The organism is Priestia sp. HNGD-A6 (genome assembly GCF_045784335.1).
Lineage (GTDB): Bacteria > Bacillota > Bacilli > Bacillales > Bacillaceae_H > Priestia > Priestia zanthoxyli.
In genome coordinates this window covers 4,272,900-4,291,070 of the sequence record NZ_CP138621.1, presented here as the reverse complement: position 1 = coordinate 4,291,070, position 18,171 = coordinate 4,272,900, and the positions used below count along the sequence as shown (strand labels likewise).

The 18,171-nt window shown below is 35.3% G+C and carries 19 protein-coding genes; 5 read left to right on the top strand and 14 right to left on the bottom strand.

The window, feature by feature from the left end:
• Positions 1-9: 9 nt before the first annotated feature.
• The 3 genes from SCI76_RS22010 to SCI76_RS22000 all read right to left on the bottom strand — a co-directional run bounded on the left by SCI76_RS22010 (position 10) and on the right by SCI76_RS22000 (position 3,116).
• Entirely contained in the window at positions 10-516 is a 507-nt protein-coding gene (locus SCI76_RS22010) for a DinB family protein (protein WP_048019333.1), read from the bottom strand.
• 201 nt (positions 517-717) lie between these two features.
• Positions 718-2,415, bottom strand: a complete 1,698-nt coding sequence (locus tag SCI76_RS22005; protein WP_243495017.1) for an MFS transporter — start codon at positions 2,413-2,415, stop codon at positions 718-720.
• A gap of 68 nt (positions 2,416-2,483) precedes the next feature.
• Positions 2,484-3,116, bottom strand: a complete 633-nt coding sequence (locus SCI76_RS22000) for a TetR/AcrR family transcriptional regulator (RefSeq protein ID WP_048019331.1) — start codon at positions 3,114-3,116, stop codon at positions 2,484-2,486.
• A gap of 290 nt (positions 3,117-3,406) precedes the next feature.
• Between SCI76_RS22000 and SCI76_RS21995 the strand changes: the two genes are divergently transcribed.
• Positions 3,407-3,601 carry a hypothetical protein gene (locus tag SCI76_RS21995; RefSeq protein ID WP_028414863.1) on the top strand — a complete coding sequence of 65 codons (195 nt, stop codon included), beginning with the start codon at positions 3,407-3,409 and terminating at the stop codon, positions 3,599-3,601.
• Positions 3,602-3,812: 211 nt separating this feature from the next.
• Here SCI76_RS21995 and SCI76_RS21990 read toward each other — a convergent pair whose 3' ends face one another.
• The 3 genes from SCI76_RS21990 to SCI76_RS21980 form a co-directional block, all read right to left on the bottom strand.
• On the bottom strand, positions 3,813-4,010 hold the full coding sequence (locus tag SCI76_RS21990) for a ChaB family protein (protein ID WP_243495018.1): 198 nt from the start codon (positions 4,008-4,010) through the stop codon (positions 3,813-3,815).
• 517 nt (positions 4,011-4,527) lie between these two features.
• Positions 4,528-5,880 (bottom strand): ATP-binding protein, encoded by a 1,353-nt coding sequence (locus SCI76_RS21985; RefSeq protein ID WP_048019329.1) that lies wholly within the window; start codon positions 5,878-5,880, stop codon positions 4,528-4,530.
• Entirely contained in the window at positions 5,858-6,577 is a 720-nt protein-coding gene (locus SCI76_RS21980; RefSeq protein WP_048019328.1) for a response regulator transcription factor, read from the bottom strand. The genes SCI76_RS21985 and SCI76_RS21980 overlap by 23 nt, the downstream gene beginning before the upstream one ends.
• A gap of 600 nt (positions 6,578-7,177) precedes the next feature.
• Between SCI76_RS21980 and SCI76_RS21975 the strand changes: the two genes are divergently transcribed.
• Both SCI76_RS21975 and SCI76_RS21970 read left to right on the top strand, forming a co-directional pair.
• Positions 7,178-10,297, top strand: a complete 3,120-nt coding sequence (locus tag SCI76_RS21975; RefSeq protein ID WP_407544324.1) for an efflux RND transporter permease subunit — start codon at positions 7,178-7,180, stop codon at positions 10,295-10,297.
• Between the two features lie 184 nt (positions 10,298-10,481).
• On the top strand, positions 10,482-11,075 hold the full coding sequence (locus tag SCI76_RS21970) for a hypothetical protein (protein ID WP_048019326.1): 594 nt from the start codon (positions 10,482-10,484) through the stop codon (positions 11,073-11,075).
• A gap of 79 nt (positions 11,076-11,154) precedes the next feature.
• Here SCI76_RS21970 and SCI76_RS21965 read toward each other — a convergent pair whose 3' ends face one another.
• The 4 genes from SCI76_RS21965 to SCI76_RS21950 all read right to left on the bottom strand — a co-directional run bounded on the left by SCI76_RS21965 (position 11,155) and on the right by SCI76_RS21950 (position 13,919).
• On the bottom strand, positions 11,155-12,357 hold the full coding sequence (locus SCI76_RS21965; RefSeq protein ID WP_048019325.1) for an iron-containing alcohol dehydrogenase: 1,203 nt from the start codon (positions 12,355-12,357) through the stop codon (positions 11,155-11,157).
• Positions 12,358-12,437: 80 nt separating this feature from the next.
• On the bottom strand, positions 12,438-12,947 hold the full coding sequence (locus SCI76_RS21960) for a GNAT family N-acetyltransferase (RefSeq protein ID WP_048019324.1): 510 nt from the start codon (positions 12,945-12,947) through the stop codon (positions 12,438-12,440).
• A gap of 222 nt (positions 12,948-13,169) precedes the next feature.
• Positions 13,170-13,511, bottom strand: coding sequence for a hypothetical protein (locus SCI76_RS21955; RefSeq protein WP_048019323.1), 342 nt, complete (start codon positions 13,509-13,511; stop codon positions 13,170-13,172).
• A 75-nt stretch (positions 13,512-13,586) separates the two neighbouring features.
• The gene (locus tag SCI76_RS21950) at positions 13,587-13,919 is read right to left on the bottom strand and encodes a hypothetical protein (protein WP_407544321.1); all 333 of its coding nucleotides are present in this window, start codon (positions 13,917-13,919) and stop codon (positions 13,587-13,589) included.
• Positions 13,920-14,193: 274 nt separating this feature from the next.
• Between SCI76_RS21950 and SCI76_RS21945 the strand changes: the two genes are divergently transcribed.
• Positions 14,194-14,385, top strand: coding sequence for a hypothetical protein (locus SCI76_RS21945; RefSeq protein ID WP_028414873.1), 192 nt, complete (start codon positions 14,194-14,196; stop codon positions 14,383-14,385).
• A gap of 402 nt (positions 14,386-14,787) precedes the next feature.
• Here SCI76_RS21945 and SCI76_RS21940 read toward each other — a convergent pair whose 3' ends face one another.
• Together SCI76_RS21940 and SCI76_RS21935 are read right to left on the bottom strand one after the other, a co-directional pair.
• Positions 14,788-14,955 carry a hypothetical protein gene (locus SCI76_RS21940; protein ID WP_168761144.1) on the bottom strand — a complete coding sequence of 56 codons (168 nt, stop codon included), beginning with the start codon at positions 14,953-14,955 and terminating at the stop codon, positions 14,788-14,790.
• A gap of 196 nt (positions 14,956-15,151) precedes the next feature.
• Positions 15,152-15,535, bottom strand: a complete 384-nt coding sequence (locus SCI76_RS21935) for a hypothetical protein (RefSeq protein WP_063247112.1) — start codon at positions 15,533-15,535, stop codon at positions 15,152-15,154.
• A 603-nt stretch (positions 15,536-16,138) separates the two neighbouring features.
• Here SCI76_RS21935 and SCI76_RS21930 point away from each other — a divergent pair.
• Complete coding sequence (locus SCI76_RS21930) at positions 16,139-16,852, top strand: hypothetical protein (protein WP_034267430.1); 714 nt, start codon at positions 16,139-16,141, stop codon at positions 16,850-16,852.
• Positions 16,853-16,905: 53 nt separating this feature from the next.
• Here SCI76_RS21930 and SCI76_RS21925 read toward each other — a convergent pair whose 3' ends face one another.
• Together SCI76_RS21925 and SCI76_RS21920 are read right to left on the bottom strand one after the other, a co-directional pair.
• On the bottom strand, positions 16,906-17,052 hold the full coding sequence (locus SCI76_RS21925) for a hypothetical protein (RefSeq protein WP_014458831.1): 147 nt from the start codon (positions 17,050-17,052) through the stop codon (positions 16,906-16,908).
• 43 nt (positions 17,053-17,095) lie between these two features.
• Positions 17,096-18,016 carry a CPBP family intramembrane glutamic endopeptidase gene (locus SCI76_RS21920; RefSeq protein ID WP_168761145.1) on the bottom strand — a complete coding sequence of 307 codons (921 nt, stop codon included), beginning with the start codon at positions 18,014-18,016 and terminating at the stop codon, positions 17,096-17,098.
• Between the last annotated feature and the right edge of the window lie 155 nt (positions 18,017-18,171).

Here is an 18,171-nt window from a genome sequence, read left to right as displayed (position 1 = left end):
TGATTGAATTCAGTGTCTCCATTTTAAGATATGTTCATTTTCCGTTTGAAGCAGCTTCGTCATATAAACGATTTGTCCCGTATGATAGGCATAATGTTCAACGGCATATAAGATAACACTTAAGCATGACTGTACTTTACTTGGTTCTGGAATTAAGGTACTTGTTGTAGAGGGCATTTGTATGGATTTTTCTAAATCGTTAAAATCAAAATTCCCGATAACTTCTTTACTTTGTTGTCGTGTAAGGATTAAATTTTCTATCAGCTGATCAGCGTTCATTACTCTGTTGTCAGTAAACTCTTTAGATCGCTGTCTAATAAAAGGCTTACCACCAATTATGCTGGCGATAAATGCATATTCGCTGCCGGCAAGATGTAAACACAAGTTTCCAATACTATTCGTTTCTTGACGGAACTTTTTCCAAATGTCATCATCTTCTAGTCTACTAATACAAGTTTGAATTATATTCAATTGTGTATCAAGGGATTCAATACTTTCTTTTATGAAGGAATTCATCTAGGTTCTCCTATTGGTTTTTTATTCTATTTTATAAATAATTATACATATATCCACCTATATTTGCACTGTATTTTTTGTATTAGTTATTAATTTACATAAAACATACCTGTAAAGCGTACATGTAGAAATGAAAAGAGCAAACTCCCTTGCACGTGAGTTTGCTCTTTCTCTTCTTCATTCAAATTTCTTAAGTTTAACTTATTGTCCTATATCCTTCATCCTTTTAAGAGCTTTTCTATATTCTTGATCTCTCATATGCAGCATTTTATCAGGAGAAGGTTTAGGCTGGCCAAACTTTTTCAAAGCTTCTCTATACTCGCTGTCACCAATGACTCCATTCGAAACAATCTCTTTAGACGAACGCTCAAAAACGGGAGTAGCTTTTTTACTGTGAACCTCTTCGGTACTCAGTTTTTCTTTATTTTTTTCTTTATCATGCGGCTTATGAGCCAGCTTGTGTCCTTTACCTGTTAGAAACATCAAAAACGAGAGAATGAATACCACAATGCTCAATACACACGAAAACGTAGAAAAGGTATGATACGTAATGATTTCAGATTTTACATGTAGAGACTGAGTAAAATTTCCTTTACTAGCAACCTGGCTCTCTGCACTTACCGTCGCAAGGTTATCTTTATACACCTTTGCAAAAACAATACTGCTGATTACAGGAATGACTGCAGATACTGTAACTCTTATAAATTGAACCGTGACCATTCGAGGGACTAAACTTGGTAGTGGTCCGCCTAAAGCAGCACCCATAAGACCTGCAGCGACTGTGAATCCTACTCCTGTGATTAAAGCAGCGAAGTTACTAACAAAGAGAAAAGCTGAAGCATGACCGTCCACATACATCCACTGTATGTTTACTCCCATAATAATGACGGCTCCTATAATACCTAATACGCCCGGCCCGACTTTATCATATAATACGGCACTTAATATGGCCGCAATTACTATCCCTGCAAAAAGTCCGATATAGATCAGTGACATCTCTCCTTTATCAAAACCAGATCCACTTTTAAGCAATCCTTGTAGAGATAAAAGAGTGAGACTCATACTAATATTTCCTATAACAGCGATTAAGATAGCGAGAGCTGGTTTTCGAGAAGCCACTAATCGAAAGGGAATTAAAGGATTTTTAATATGCCATTCTGCTATAAATAAAAAACATAAAAAAATGATGCTTCCTACTATGCCTATCCATACATAAGTAGATGCCCATCCTGATTTTTGGAGATTAAGTAATGTAAACGTAATAAATGCAGTAACCATAAACATTAACGCTACACCGATGATGTCAAATGGTGCATGATGTTTTTGCTGTTGCTTGGCATAATCATTTGTTAAAAATTTGTAGCTAAAACCTATTCCCAGTAAGGAAAGTACGGCCGCTATATAAAATAACCATCTCCAGTGCCCGTAGCTGTTCACTAACACTCCGAGAAAAATACCCACAACGCTAGAGCCATAAAATCCGCCAATAAGAATCAGTAATGCCAAGTTCCGTTTCTGAATCGGAAAAGAAAGAACCAGCATTGGAATCATCATCATAAGTGCTAAACCCGTTCCTGTCCCTTGTAAAAAACGACCAATTCCCATTCCTAAAAAGCTGTTAGAAGCAATACTTACGATAGCTCCTATAAGAAACAAACACATCGAAAGAACATAATTCCTTCTCTCCCCTAACTTGTGTCGCAGGATAGGTCCAAACGGAATACAAAATGCAAAGCTTATAACCCCTATTAAAACCGGTGTTATTGAAATATAAGATTGATTGTGAAACGTTTGTTGGAGAATTTCACGTATAGAATTTAATGACGTGTTTAACATTAAACCAGGACCGATAGCTAAAACTGCCAGTAAGGAAATCCCCCAGTGTTTTTCTATTTTCATACCACAATTCCTTTCTGCCTTTCATGATTGTAAAATATCTTTATTTGAACAAACTAAAAAATAAAGCTTCAGTAAGGAAGCTTTATTTTATTTTCTAAACCTGCCACTCGAATTGGCCCTAGAAGGGTTAAACGGGTTAATTTTTCAGCCATAAATGCAGGGCTAAATTTCATATCGCTTTCTAACCAAGAACAAATGACACCTATATGAGCTGATGTGATATAGCTAATGAGGATATCTTTAGGAATATCCAGTCCATCCTCTGCTTCTCCAATTGAAGAAATTAGCTCTCCGTACACTCTCTTCTTTACAATTTCCGTCATATGACTTCTGAATTGAGGCAATCCTCGGTCACTTAGCATGACTTTAAAATAATCAGCGTGTTCGTAGATGAATTCAAAAAGCTTTAAAAAAGAAACAGACTCATCTTTTTCTTCTACTTCTGAGGAAGCCTCGTTATTTTGTTTAGGCTTTACCTGCTCTATTAGTTCTTCTAAAACTTCATTCATGATCTGAACAAGAAAGTCTTGCTTATCTTGATAGCGTAAATAAAATGTTCCTCGCGTTAATTCCGCTTTTTCCGTAATTTCTTGAATCGTAATGGACGTGACATCTTTCTCTTTAAGAAGTTCGACTAAAGCGTCTCTTAAGTATTTATTTGTTCTTTTTATCCTAGGATCTACTTTTGTTTTTTTAGACATAGTTGATCTCCTTGTATCACTTTTATTAAGACATACGATGGACTATTTAAACTATCCTGTATCATCAGCATATATTCTATACATAATGTAAACTAATGAACATCATGTATATTAAGTCTCACAAAGTATTGCCAATCTGTCAATATCAAAAATTGGGTAGGGTTAAAACATTCCATCATTAGAGATGGATTGCTTGAACTCAAGAGTGAAATCTTTTTTAAAAACGTTCAAAAGAAATGGTATTAGAAATGAAGGAATAGTAAAAATTGATATTATGGAGGTGTTTTCTTATGAAAAAGTTTGAAGTAACGTTTCATTTAATCAATGGTGAAATCAGTCATATAGTTGAAACTAAATCACTTATTCGTGCAAAGAACTACATACAATATAGATTTGAAGATAAAAGTAAAGTATTGGACTTAGCAAATGACTTGGTACTCGTTAAAAGCAGCGTTCAATACTTTACCGTAGCTGAAAAAGAATAAGTAATGATATAAAAGGGATAAATGATCGAGTATGAATGGCTTGTTACACCGCTGTTAATTTCCATGCAAGGCTTCGCTTTTCGCAGGCGGCAAGTGAGCCCGCAGGAGTCTTGGCCTCGCTATCCAATTAACGGCTACAAGCACCTACATTCACCCTCATAATAAAAAAGATCCGAACGGTTTATCGTTCGGATCTTCAGCTCTTTTCTAGCTATTTTTTCACCCAGTTGTCATTACTATCCTTTTTGTACTTTGTTTTTACCGCATTCCACGCAACTTTATGCGCCGTAGCTTCTTCTTTGTATTCGTTACTGGCAGAATTAAATGCTTCTTTATAAATTTCCTGAGCATGATGAGGAAGGTTACCTTTTACTCCATCAGGCAGTTCTTTTAATGAATTGTAGGGCATATAGTATTCCTCCTTGAAAACGTCTTTTACTACTGATTTACCTGTTCTTAATGAGTATAAACATTTAATAAACTCTGAAAACGAATATCTTTTAAGCTAATCATATTAACTGTGATTCTCATAATTTTGAAAACCCTTGCTAATTGTAGCAAGGGCTTCTTTTTGATGAGTTTCTTCCATCAACAATATATGGAACTAAAGTATATATCTTTTCAAAAGAGATCCTGAATAAAAACAAAAAATAAAACGCTTTCATTTTTTTATTTTATTAACTCATTTCCTTTGTTACAATGAAATTATAGGGATTATAGCAGAAGGGCAGATGGGACATATGAGTACAAATCTATTGATCATTTTAGGAGTTATATTTCTGACAACAGTTGCTATCACTATTTTAATTAAGATTCCTGAAGAGGAATAAACTACATCATAAAGTAAAATCCCCTAGACATTTTTATGGACTAGGGGTATTTGTATATACTTAGTATTAAAAAGTATATACAAAAATTAAGTTTTTTTAGTTCTTAAGAGGGAAAACGACTTTAATTTCTGTTCCTACGTGTTCTCTGCTCTGTATGTGAATTTCCCCTTTATGAAGGTCAACAATATTTTTAGCAATGGCTAATCCCAGGCCACTTCCTCCTGAATCCCGTTTGCGTGCCTTGTCCACTCTATAAAATCGTTCAAAAACATGCGCTTGATCCTCTTCTGGTATCCCAATTCCGTAATCTTTTATTCGAAGAATCCCTTTCTGTTGACCACTTTCTAAAAAGACTTCAATTGCACCCGTACTGTACTTTATGGCGTTATCTAAAAAGATAATGATAACCTGTTTCAGCTTCAATTCATCTCCATTAATAAAGATCGACTGGGGATTTTTATGCAAAACAATAGGCCGATCATAAACTTGCTTAAACTGATTGATAAGAGTTGTACAGAGAGCAACAAGATCAACTGGTTTCATATCAACAGATTCGGCGTCCTCTAATTCAGCTAAACTTAACAATGTTTTAGTTAAACTTTTCATTCTATTTGTTTCTATATAAATCGCCTCAGTTGCTTCTTTGGCTATTTTTTCATCTCGTGTGCCGTGTCTTCTAAGAATCGTAATAAAGCTGCTAATAATAGTTAAAGGTGTTTTTAATTCATGAGAAGCATCGGAAATAAATTGTCTTTGCTTATTTGAATTTTCCTCCAATTTACCAATCATACGATTAAATGTAGCGGCCATTTTGTACACTTCATCTTTTGTTTCAGTTTGTATGTTAATTTTTTTTAAGGTTCCACTTTGCTCAATATCTTCCATTGTGGAGATCATAGATACAATAGGCTTCATAATGATGGCTGATAACCATCTGCCAGCTAAAAAAGAAAGAAGAACAGAAATAGCCGTGACCGTCCCCATTATGGATAAAATAATGTCTTTGCGGCTTTCTAGCCCAGATAACCGTTCACTTATTTCTAGTGTCCCTACTACTTTTTGATTTTGCTGAATAGGTACATGAACTACTAAGTTTTGATGTTCTTGAAAAGGTCTAAGTTCAAAGTTTTTTTCTGACGAAAAAGCAGGATGAATTTTCTTAACAAGGGTGTTATCATTACTGACCTGATCAATCACTTTAGAGTCGGGTCCTACAATTCGAATAAAAGAGTGAGTAGACATGTACGAATTCAAAAGATTTTTGTCTAATGTTAAGGTGTCGGAAATATGATATTTCTTCAGCATTTCATTCGCGTTTTTTGAAACTAAATGGGCCTCCATATTAACGGTCGTTTTCATAAACAAGAAAAATACAATCGTATTGACTATAAGTAAGCTAGCTAACAGAGAGACCGTAATAAACAAATTAACTTTGGTAGTGATTTTCATGTTGATCCTTCCTCATCACATAGCCTACTCCTCGAATAGTTTGAATTAAGGGAGATGGATTACCTTCTTCTAGTTTCTTTCTTAAATGTCCGATGTACACATCTACCACGTTAGTTTCTCCTTCATAATCATAGCCCCAAACGGTTAAAAGAATATTCTCCCTGCTTAGTACGATATTTTGATTTTTTAGTAAGTGAACAAGCAAATCATATTCTTTCGGCGTTAATATAATCGCCTTGTTTTTTCTAAGTACATCTCTAGTTTCTAAATTTACAGATAAATCTTCTATAGATAAATGAACATCTTTTTTTTCAGTAACATCCTGAACGATCGCTCTATGACGAAGACTATTACGTACTCTAGCTAAAACTTCTTCTATTTCAAACGGCTTGGTGATGTAATCATTCGCCCCATGATCTAGCCCCATCACTTTATCCAGCGTGGTGTCGCGAGCTGTCAAAAGAATAATGGGCAAGTAGATATCTTTTTTTCTAATTCTTCGAAGAACTTCAATTCCATTTAATCCTGGAAGCATAACGTCTAATAAAATCAAATTAATATTGTTATTCAAGGCGGCTTCTAAGCCGGTTTTCCCTTCGTGTTCCACGATTACTTCGTATCCTTCATGCTCAAGCTCAATTTGAAGGGCCCTCGCAATCATTACTTCGTCTTCAACGATTAAAATGCATTTTTTCATCGATATTCTCCTCTCTCAACTAGACTAAAAAAAACATTTCCTTGAGGAAAGAATGCCCTTTTCTATTTAGCTAACGAACTACATTCATAAAAACAACAAAATATAACCGGAATAATCTATATAAGTAAGATGGAATAAAATCCATAATTCGCCCTTCTTTCCTATACACATGTTTATCTAAAACCGAGTGGATAATCCCACTCTGAATCTAACTGGAGATAGGACATTAAAGAGATCTACTTAGTTTTACTGTAGCACTGATTTTAGAAAACAAAGGCTTTTTCATGAATTTTTAATGTTATCTTTAATGTTTTTTTAATTACAAGCCCTAGACTTAAAGAGTCCTATTTGAAAACGCTTTATGAAACGAATTGTTTTTCTAATCAATAGGTTAAGGAGTTGATAACAAATTTATGTAACAGAAAGGAAAACATAGGTATGCATGAATCGATTAAAGGATTAGTACAATCTAGAGTCTTCATAAGCCTTTTTAACCTTCTAGAGTATTCGCACAATGGAATAAATGAGTGGAAACATCTGATAAGACAGGCTTTAGGAAATTTTTCTGTACAAAGATAATAAAGCAGGAGGAGTAAATATATGCTCAAAAAACTCGTAGAAGGAACTATGCAACGAGCTATCTTAATGATTGTATGTGTCGTGATTATTTTAGCTTGGGGTGGTATTTCAGCTTTTCAAATGCAACGAGATTATCTTCCAGGCATCAATAATACAACACTTACTGTAAGCATGCGTCTACCTATGTATCAAGCTGAACAAGTAAAACAATTGGTTACAGACAAATTAGAAAGTGCTGCAAGAACGACAGACGGATTACAAGATATTGAAACGAGCTCATATGATGGCGGCTTATTTATGAGTCTCTATTTCCCAATGAATACGGATATGAAGCAAGCAGAAAGCGATGTAAATAAAGCTTTGGCTAACGCTGATATACCGCCAGCCATTACATCAACGCCTCTTGTTACAAGAGTTACAACCAGTTCTTTTCCTATACTTACGTATAACTTAACGAGTGATAAGCTGGATGAAAACCAATTGAAATCAACCGTTCAACAAGATATCGTCCAACAATTAAAAACAGTGCCTGGAGTATCTGATGTCTCCACATTTGGCGGGGCAAAAGATGGATATGTTTTGACAGTAGGAATGAAGGATTTAGCGAAAAATAATTTAACGATGGATGACTTGAATAAAGCACTATCTCTATCCGTTCCATCATTACCTAAAGGGATTGTACTGCAAAATCAGCTATCGATTCCCGTTACCTTTGAGGGATGGACGTTAAATGAACAGCAAATGAAAAACATTAAAATTAAAAATGCAGACGGTAATTCCATCCCTCTTTCAGCAGTTGCAAGCATTTCACATGCGTTAAATGATGTAAAAACAGTTGCTAGAATAGATGGTAAACCAAGCGTTCAATTAAATGTCATTAAAACGCCATCTGCCAATATTACAGACGTAGCGAAACATGTAAAAGAACGGGTACATGGACTGCAGCTTGTTAAAGATGGATCTGTGTCATTAACACCGCAGTTGGATCGTGAAAAAGAATTAAACGATTCGTTAAATGGGTTAATTCGAGAAGGCTTACTCGGATGTTTATTCTCCATGGTTTGCGTATTTTTCTTTTTCCGAAATGTGCGATCTACGCTGCTTATAGCCATTTCGCTGCCCATTTCATTGTTAGCAACAGCTGCTATTTTAAAAACAATGGGCATTACGCTTAATATCTTAACCGTTTCAGGACTAATTGTTGCCATGGGACGTATTGTAGATGATTCAATCGTTATCATTGATAATATGTATCGCAGGAGAGAAAAGTCTCAAAATAAAGCGCTGCTGCCACTTTTAAGTGCTTCTGTTCATGAAATGATTCCAGCTATTCTTGGTTCAACACTTACCACTATCGCTGTTTATATTCCAATAGCTTTTGTAGGAGGAATTGTAAGCGCCTCTTATAGCGGGTTTGCTTGGTCCGTTGTGATTGCGTTAATCATTTCATTTTTTGTTGCCATGCTGGTGATTCCTACACTTGCCTTTATGGGGTGGAAAGGAGCACCATCATGGCAGAAAGCTGTTTCTCTTGAACCTATGATGAAGCCCGTTTTGGCATCGGCACTAAAGCATAAGAAACTCGTCGTGCTCATTTCGGCTTTACTTTTTATTTTTGCAGCTTCTTATTCCGCTTTCCTTCCTGTTTCATTTTTGCCAAGTGCCAAAACAGGTCAAGTTGCAATTAAAGTAGAATTGCCTCAAGGAAGCACTCTACAACAAGTCGATGCTGAGGTTCAAAAAGTGGAACAAAATCTACAAAAAAATGGCAAAGTAAAGTCTTATTCATCGACGTTTGGTGCAACCAGTACGCCGCAAAGTGATGACGTGTTCGATCAAGGCGGTGGTTTTTTACAAAAACCAAATGTAGCCAATCTTTCAGTAGTACTACAGAATGAGAAAGAAATAGATACAGTGATTACGCAGTTAGCTTCTACTCTTCCTAAGCTTTCGAAAAATGTAGCTTATACCGTAACGAGCCAAAATATTTCTGGTGATGATTCGCAAATGAAGATCATGTTTGCCGGCTCCGACCAGGCTACCTTAGACAGAACAGCTGAAAAAGCACGAAAAGAATTATCTACAATAGATGGCTTAAGTGTAGACGGAAAAATTGATCTAACAAACGGCCAACCAAAATACAAAATTACGTTTAACCAGCAGGCTATTATTCAAAAAGGAGTTCAGCTTTCTGACATAATGACCGTGATTAATCGATATATGACACAGACAAAAGACGCAACTCTCGTAGTAAATCATATGAGTCTTCCCGTTGATGTATATGCAGATCAAACGTCTTCTGATCAGCTCAATGTTCAAATGAATACGAGTCCAGAAGATGTGATGAAGTCTCTTGGAAATGAAACGTTCTCGGGCAAAGGCGGAAAAATTGTTAAACTTAATGAGCTAGCATCGATTACAAAAGACCCGACGTCTTCTACTATTAGTGAAAGAAATGGACAACCGTTTTCTTTAGTAACAGCTCAAATTACATCTAATGATATCAGCAAAGTATCTAAACAAGTGGATAAAAAACTTCAAGGTATGAACCTTTCAAATGGTGTAACCTATTCGATGGGAGGTATAACAGAACAAGTAAAAAGCATGATTTTTGACATGTCCGTTGCCGTTGCCTTTTCTATTTTATTCGTGTTGTTAATCACATCAACACTGTTTAAAGGCTGGAGAGCGCCTTTCTCTGTCTTGCTAAGTATCCCGCTTGCATTAAGTGGCGTTGTGATAGCTCTTGTAATTTTTGGAGGCGAATGGAACTTGGCTGCATTGATCGGGGTGCTGATGCTTACAGGAATCGTTGTAACTAATGGGATTGTGTTGATTGATAAAATTGAACGCAACCGTAAAAGTGGAATGGATATACAACAAGCCGTTATTTCTGGCAGTCTCTCTCGAGTTCGCCCAATTTTAATCACGGCTGCTACAACAATCTTAACGCTGTTGCCACTTGCCTTTTCGCATCAAGCAGATACGGTAATTTCTCAAACGTTAGGAATTGTAGTAATTGGAGGAATGATTACATCTACTTGTAATAGCTTCCTAGTGATTCCAATCATTTATCAATGGCTCCATAAAAAGCAGGTAAACAAAGACGTTAATTCGAATAAAGTCACTCAACAAATATAAAAATAAGCGAAGGAACATACAGTGAATTTGTATGTTCCTTTATTTGTCTTCAAAATAGAAGAGGAAACAAGAAAGGTCTGCTTTTATTTCTATCGAAAAATTACATTATGATACATACGTCTTTATAAGGATTTTAATATATAATTAAGACTAAAAAAGAATAATTTCAGAAAGGGGAAAATGTGTGAAACGTAGTCGATTGTTGGTTTTATCGTTAATTAGTAGTTTGTTAGTTATTTCAGTATCGTTATTCCAGTGGGATCTCGTTGATATAATAACGGAATTTTTAATGTTGCCTGTTTGGTTATTTGTCTATGCCTTCTTTATCATCATAACTGTATGGGCATTGATTCACCTTTTTAAAAATAGAAAGTGGCAGCCCGTTGTTATTCAGCTCATCACTATCGCATTATGGTTCTTCTTTCCCTTTACTCAAGTCAACTTGGATTTGAACTTTAAAATCCATCAAGAGAAGAGAGAAGAAGCTGCGGCTAAAATAGAAAATGGCGTGATTAAACCTAACGTCCCCGATAGTCCATCACTTATTCAATTGCCAAAAGAGTATACCCAATTGTCTAAAGGCGGAGGCGACATTGAAGTAGAAACAAAAGGAAAGTCGACATCCATTCTTTTCTTTACGTACCGCGGGATGCTAGACAATTTCTCAGGATTTGTTTATGATCCAAACGATCATAAGCCTTCAAAAAGCGATTTTGACGGAGATTTTAAACAGATAGAAAAAGTACATAAGAACTGGTATTACGTATCTTCTTATTAAAAATAGATCCTACTTAAAAACTGGCCTCCAATCGTTAGACACTGTCTGACAATTGGGGCCGGTTTTTAATTTTCATTCTTTAATTCAAGCTCTCTACTTCAGAATGCCGTTTTTTATCTACACGGTCAAAGTAAGCTTGTTCAAGAATTTGCATATAATCAGCCTCGGTAATTAAGCGGACGTTACTTGGCGTTGAGTTGTTTTGCATAGCCAACTTTACAATGCTCGGAAAGTCTTCTTTCTTTACACCCTCTAGCTCTTTTAATTTAGGAATGTTTAATGATTCTGTTAATTCTATAATTCCTTGAATTAATTTTTCAACAGCTGTTTCATCTGAATCTGAATCTTTGGCAAAATTCATATACCTTGCTAATGTAGCATGCAGCTGCTTATTCTCCATAGAATTAAATTTTAATACATATGGTAAAAATACTGCGTTAGCAACTCCATGCGGGGTATCATAAAGTCCTCCAAGCGCTTCTGCTAAGCAGTGTACCGAAGCAACATCTGCAGATCCGAAACACAAGCCAGCTAAGAGACTTCCTTCCAGCATATCTTGACGAGCCGCTTCATTTTTACCATCTCGGAAAACGATAGGTAATGCCGAAACAATCGTTCTCATTGCTTGAGCTCCAAGCGCTTGTGAAATAGGATTTGTTACTTTACACGTATAACCTTCAATCGCATGAACGAGGGCATCAATGCCAGTCGCAGCCGTAACAGAAGGCGGAAGACTTAATGTTAGTTCAGGATCAAGAATCGCCAAGACAGGTCTTAATGTACTATGTTTGAGCGTCATTTTCCGATGTGTAGATGCCTCGGTAATAACGGCAGAACGAGTAACCTCTGAGCCCGTACCTGAAGTAGTTGGAATACAAATAACTGGTGCAATGTTTGAATACAGAAGTCGGCCGTCTGCATAGTCAGATGGTTCCCCGACGTTTGGGCCGCACAGCGCAATAGCTTTTCCTGTATCCATCGCACTCCCGCCACCAATGGCAACAACTGCATCCGCACTAAAGTCACGAAATAACTTAGCACCTTCCAAGCAATTCGTATCTCGAGGGTTTTGTTCAATTGAATCAAATACCAGCACTCGATAACCAGCTGCCTCCAGGGCAGTTACAATTGGTGAAACTAATCCTGCACGAACCACACCAGGGTCACTCACGACTAAAATTGATGAACCAATATTTAAAGATGTCAGCATTTCTGGTAATTCTCTAGCTTTGCCCATTCCTACCTCAATTTGAGTAGAACAAAAATAGTTATAAGATTTCATTTATATCCCTCCCGTTGTCTAAAATCAAATACATACCTTAAGAAGTACTAGTTTTTAAAATTTCATCATGGCCGGTAAGCTTACTTATTCCACTCTGAAGCTAATATACCCATAAAATATGTATCTACGTATTTCCCATCCACATAGGCATGGTTTCTTAATTTTCCTTCGGTAACAAAACCAATTTTTTCATACAATGCAATGGCCTGTTCGTTTATTCCTCTTGTGGTTAAATAGATTTTATTTAGACGAAGCTGTTTAAACCCTAAATCAATCATTTGCTCCATAGCCATTCGACCATATCCGTGACCTCTAGATTCTGAAGATAGGAGAATTCCTATACTAGCTCTTCCATGTCCATGGTCTATATCCTTCAGAAATACCCATCCAACTAATTCTTTTTTATCGTTTTCAATTCCTAAAATTAAATCGTTGTTCATTCTTTTCTTTTCTACTTCTTGTACCACCTCTTCATAAGTTAAAGGTGTTCTGCCTATCACTCGTATTGCCCGTTCATCATTTAACCATTTATGTAAGTATTGAATGTGAGTAGTTTCAAATGGTGTAAGATATATTCTTTTTGTACTCATTGATTTATCTTCTCCTTTTAAAAAGAGTTAACCACAAATTACAATTCATTCCATAAATATCGCTGACAAAGGTAAATGTGTATTTCTACTTACGATATACAACAGCCAAATTAAAATAAGTAGGTGCATAATTGAATGAAGCCATTAATCTGTTTAAATAGAACATTTTTGTATATACTTCTAAAATCAATAAAAAAACCCTCTCTTACATTTTACGTATAGTTAATCTTTGTCTTTAATTAAGGTTAATTCATCGGTTTGAGCTATTAAATCAATTATCTTATTTCCTTTTTCATAATAAGTCGAGGCCCATTCTCGATCCCTTTCCTTCCACCCTTTTGATTTAATCACTAATTTATATCCTGACGGGATGCCGTTTTCTTCAGAAGCTTTAGACCAATCATATATAGCTGCACGTTTTTTTCCTTTTACTAACTTTGCATTTTTAGGGACAGGGAAACCGAAAAACTTATCAGATGGGATATAGGAAAAGAATGTAACAAAATAAAAAATCGCTGCTCCTATTAGTAGAATTGCTGAAACAGTCGTCACGGCTTTTTTCAACTTATTGCCCTTCTTTCAATGACATTTTTACAATGAGATAGATCTTATTGCATTAAGATTTCTGTTGTTTTAGATTTAAGCACCTTTTTGTACATTCGTCTTATAGAGCTTTTTCAACCAGGAATAAAGAATACATTCGCTAATTATAAAGAGAAGAACGCTTATAAATGTAGTTGCTAGAAACTCAAAGATATTGAGAATAGACATAGAGTGGCCCCACCACCAATATCTAAAATTTGTTCCGAATAAAACGAGATGGATAAAGAGAGAAATTGCTTGAACTTCTCCTACTGATCTATCGGATTTCGTAATAAGTATTTTTCCAATAAAGAAACTTATTATAAAAGATAGAACAATAAATACAAAATAAAGAGAACTAGCTAATAAGGCTTCTTGCGGTGAATACATTGTAACCCTCCTTTTATATACATTATTTTACCATTAATTATAATTAAAGGAAGTTAACTTTTAAGGATTTGCACCTTAAAAAATATTTAAATAGAAAAAGAATTTTTTGTAGCATTGTTGACACATTGTTTCTCAAAAAACAGGATCAATTTTTCTCTAATCTAAGGTTGGTCCTTCTAATAAACCCCATTATGTTAATCCGATGTAATAGAAGAAGGATTTTTACTTTTTAAGGTAGAATAGTTCCTTAAAGAATCATAAAGGAGTTGATTTCATGTCTAAACAAACAAAAGATAGAAAAGAAATAAAGCTTTTGGATTCTCAACTTTACTTATGTGAGGAAATTAGAAAGCTGTTGAGGAAAAAAGAAAAAAGAAGTCTAGCCTTTGAACAAGAGTATACAGAACATGATATATTACACATTGCTTTAAACAGATTAATGAGTGAGCTAATCTCTAGACATTAAAAATTTCATCTATTATATTTGATATTATTCGAAATAGATACGTTTAATATAAAAAATAGACAGAATATTTAATTAATATCTTTACTTTGTAAACGTTTTCGTTTATACTAAGTATAGGTTGGATGGCATGAGTGGCTGTCATAGTATTTAGCGTAGGCGGGGCTGATATGAGGGAACAGGGCATAAAAGAAATGTCCTTTTTTTGTTTGGGCAACATTTGTTAGAAACTAGGAAATGTTATAAAACTTCTTTCAAACGCTTTTTTTTGTTTCATATGCCCTATCCAGTCTAGAAATTGAAAAAGACCACCTCTTCCCAGTTACAAGAGGTAGCATTTTTTAAAATTGAATGAACAGTAGTCATTAAATAATGCTTTATTGCTTCTTGAGTAAGTTGCTTAACTTAAGAAATGGTATTCACAGACAACATATTAACCGCTTTTTCCAACAGTAAAATATCTTCTTCAACCATTCTTTTCATATCATCGAGATCAAGTTGAATATATTCTTCTTTTAAACGTTCTAATTCCCTGACGAACAGGGATCCCGTATAGTACCTATAATTTGTCACTACTATTTATCCCCTTTGTATGCTCTTAATAGATGTAATTCCCCTTTATTCAGATTAACAACCAATAAATGCAAAATTTTTTAAAAAAATCCTTCCCTGATGTAGGCAAAGGATTTTTAACTTGATCAGAATAGGAAAAATATGTTATTAACGTGGCCAGATTTTTAGTTTCATATACATACAACGTTTTATCGTTCTACTTTGATGTTAAATCAAATTTATCTTCTTTCCCATTCCATTTTATTGTCACGTGATAAGGAGCGTTGCTGCTTTGAGTCGAACACCCGCTGCAGCTTCCATTTAAATTAATTTTCCCTTCTGTCTCGTCATCTGTACCTGATAATTTGCTTGTTTCCCCTTCAACAACATAAGAAACTTTTCCTACTTTCTCCTTGTCTTTTCCTTTATAGATGATACTGCCTTGCCCATTTTCAGTATTCTCTCCTTTATTTAAAAGATATAAAGCTTTCCAATGATCTCCTTCACCTTCGAAACGCACACTTTCTTCTTTGGTACCACAGCTACCCAATACTAATAAAAAAATAGATATAAGTCCTAAAAACAAAAACTTCCTTTTCAATTTAAATCCTCCTACACGATAAAAAAGCACCCCAATATCCTATTAGGTGATTTTTTGTTAGTATCTGTTCTTTTTTTCAAGTAATTTAATTAATCTATCATTTTGTTTCACTATCGTTCTTAGCTTAGCTTCTAACGAACATAAAGTGATAAAGACGGCTATAAATCCTATAATGACAAAAAACATATTAGCTGATATCCCCCATACATCATTTTATTTTCAGAACAATATCTATATAATAACATTTTTTCTATATTTTATATCTTTGTATCTTAATTAACACAATAAATAAAAGGAATAGGAAAGTGTTCTCTTAAAGGAAACCTTCAGGGCCGCCATTTAAACGTTCTAGCTATACCAAAATACAGAATGAATATGCCTTCACCCGCGAACTCAACAGCTTTCCTTTATAATAAATACCCTTTCTCTAGCTAATAATAAGTAAGTAAAATATGTATATACTATAAACTAACACCATTCTTAAAAGTCTGACGTTTTCGAACATCTACCTATAATTCAGCAATGTTTCCATCTAAATCATGGTTTCTCTTCTTCTATTAAAGGGAATTAAACCCTAAAAGTGAACCTTAAAAGGAGACCATCATGGTTACAATTGAATCAATTATCATAGGTATTGTTTTTATCCTCATTCAACTATACGCATTAACGATTGTCGAACGTTCTCCAATCGGGGAGCAAAAGCTGCTCTCATTATCAGGCGGTGTAGCTATTGCTTATGTATTTATTTATATCTTACCGACGCTTCATAAGAAACAAGAAGAGTTTGGAGGATCGCTAGCCCTTGATACTGAACTATATTTTCTTGGTCTTCTCGGCTTACTCGTCTATTTTTCAGTGTATTCATTTGCTCAAACAAAAGCAGCCACTCACCTAACGGAACTGACCGTTTATATGGTACAGGCTAGTTTTTTTATGATTTATTCTTTTATCATTTCTTATGTCGTGTTTTCAACCGATGTTAAGCGAGTTGAATCAGTATTCTACGGACTGGCTATCAGCCTTCATTTTATCGGGTGGTCTTACCATCTAGGAAAAAAACATCCGCGCTTACACAAAAATAGAGGTCGCTATATGCTTGCCGGAGCAACTTTTCTTGGGTCCATTCTGGGCGTTTTCGGTCCCTCATCAGGACTGCTTATTGAGTCGATGATTGCTTTTAGTTCAGGTGCAATGTTATTTAACGTCATCAGTAAAGAGCTCCCTTTTGAAAAACATGCGCATTTGCCAACCTTTTTAATCTCATCTCTTGTCTACGCGGCTACAATGATTTCGTTAAAAGCTTTTTTCAATTGGTAGCTGCGTGCGCGTGTTTATACAAAATAAAAAGAGCAGCCTTTAAGGCTGCTCTTTTAAAGTATGGTTTTTATTACTAGATATACTGCAGCAATCGATGCAAGAACGATAAGCACATTTAAAATACGATGTTGAGTAGCTAAGTGGCCCCGCTTCATTTCTGCACGAGTCAATGGTTTATTTTCATCGTGATTTCCACTCACTCTGTTACATCTCCTATCCTGTTTAGGTATTGGTTCTGCCAATTTAAGTAATAAGCTGATCTTTGTCAGCTGCTTCTTCCTTTTTTATCTTCCCTCTACATAAGATATAGAAAACACTAAACATAACAATCGACCAAATAAGGTTAGCTCCTGGCTCAGTGTTAGCTACCTTAAACAAACTCGGTATAGACCCGAAAACAGAATCATCCGTTGTAAGGAACAGAGCGAGAAACATGTTGTTGGCTGCGTGTGCGCCAATGGTAATTTCTAAGCTTTTTGTTTTAACCGCGATATATGTAAGAGCAAAACCAGCTACAATATAATCTAGTCCCACCAATATAATGGATTTATTCATTTCGGGATTAGCAAAATGACCTATTGAAAACATTAGTCCCACAATAATCGCAAGTAAAATTGGACGCTTCACTTTCTTACCCACCCATTGAAGAAGAAGACCTCTAAAAAACAGCTCCTCGGTTGTTGTTTGAATAGGTACTAATAAAAGCGTGATCAGTACTAACAGGGCATACTCTTTTAAACTTACATGATTCCATGAATAATCCGAGTGGTTAAACACGACATCAATTAATTGTGAAACGATTAGTAACAGACTAAAAGCTCCAAAAGACCATATTACTTTCTTCCAGTTCACACGTTTGTTAGCAGTGATTAGTGATTTCATTTTTCGTTTGTGAATAAAACGAATCCCGATCCATAAACCAAAAATCCAGCATATGTACATAATATGAGACAACAGAAAATCAAGATTAGCATTGATTCCTACAGCTAATCCGGTATCAAAATCAACATATGATTTTCCACTTTCATCAGCTGCAACCATTATCATTTCAGCAATAATATAAATAATGGATCCTAACAGCATAAACACAGAAGCAAGGACTGTTGTACTTACATAACGCTTCCAGCTATTTTTTCCTTCTTCCACATTTAAATAGTTTTTCATTTTATTCTTACTCCCTCAGCCTTCTCTTCTCAACTACATCGTTCTTCTCTACTTCGTTGTTGTCTAGGCAATGTAAAAATCTATTAGGACCCGAAGTCCTGCAATTATGTTAACTACCGCCTACTTTTTACCTGTGAAGATAAGGGAAGAGACTG

Excerpts from the sequence above, each read along its gene's own strand:
- SCI76_RS21920 (WP_168761145.1), bottom strand. The coding sequence starts at position 18,016 with ATGAAAAACTATTTAAATGTGGAAGAAGGAAAAAATAGCTGGAAGCGT.
- SCI76_RS21995 (WP_028414863.1), top strand. The coding sequence starts at position 3,407 with ATGAAAAAGTTTGAAGTAACGTTTCATTTAATCAATGGTGAAATCAGT.
- SCI76_RS22000 (WP_048019331.1), bottom strand. The coding sequence starts at position 3,116 with ATGTCTAAAAAAACAAAAGTAGATCCTAGGATAAAAAGAACAAATAAA.
- SCI76_RS22010 (WP_048019333.1), bottom strand. The coding sequence starts at position 516 with ATGAATTCCTTCATAAAAGAAAGTATTGAATCCCTTGATACACAATTG.
- SCI76_RS21945 (WP_028414873.1), top strand. The coding sequence starts at position 14,194 with ATGTCTAAACAAACAAAAGATAGAAAAGAAATAAAGCTTTTGGATTCT.
- SCI76_RS21950 (WP_407544321.1), bottom strand. The coding sequence starts at position 13,919 with ATGTATTCACCGCAAGAAGCCTTATTAGCTAGTTCTCTTTATTTTGTA.
- SCI76_RS21980 (WP_048019328.1), bottom strand. The coding sequence starts at position 6,577 with ATGAAAAAATGCATTTTAATCGTTGAAGACGAAGTAATGATTGCGAGG.
- SCI76_RS21965 (WP_048019325.1), bottom strand. The coding sequence starts at position 12,357 with ATGAAATCTTATAACTATTTTTGTTCTACTCAAATTGAGGTAGGAATG.
- SCI76_RS21975 (WP_407544324.1), top strand. The coding sequence starts at position 7,178 with ATGCTCAAAAAACTCGTAGAAGGAACTATGCAACGAGCTATCTTAATG.
- SCI76_RS21985 (WP_048019329.1), bottom strand. The coding sequence starts at position 5,880 with ATGAAAATCACTACCAAAGTTAATTTGTTTATTACGGTCTCTCTGTTA.
- SCI76_RS21990 (WP_243495018.1), bottom strand. The coding sequence starts at position 4,010 with ATGCCCTACAATTCATTAAAAGAACTGCCTGATGGAGTAAAAGGTAAC.
- SCI76_RS21930 (WP_034267430.1), top strand. The coding sequence starts at position 16,139 with ATGGTTACAATTGAATCAATTATCATAGGTATTGTTTTTATCCTCATT.
- SCI76_RS22005 (WP_243495017.1), bottom strand. The coding sequence starts at position 2,415 with ATGAAAATAGAAAAACACTGGGGGATTTCCTTACTGGCAGTTTTAGCT.
- SCI76_RS21960 (WP_048019324.1), bottom strand. The coding sequence starts at position 12,947 with ATGAGTACAAAAAGAATATATCTTACACCATTTGAAACTACTCACATT.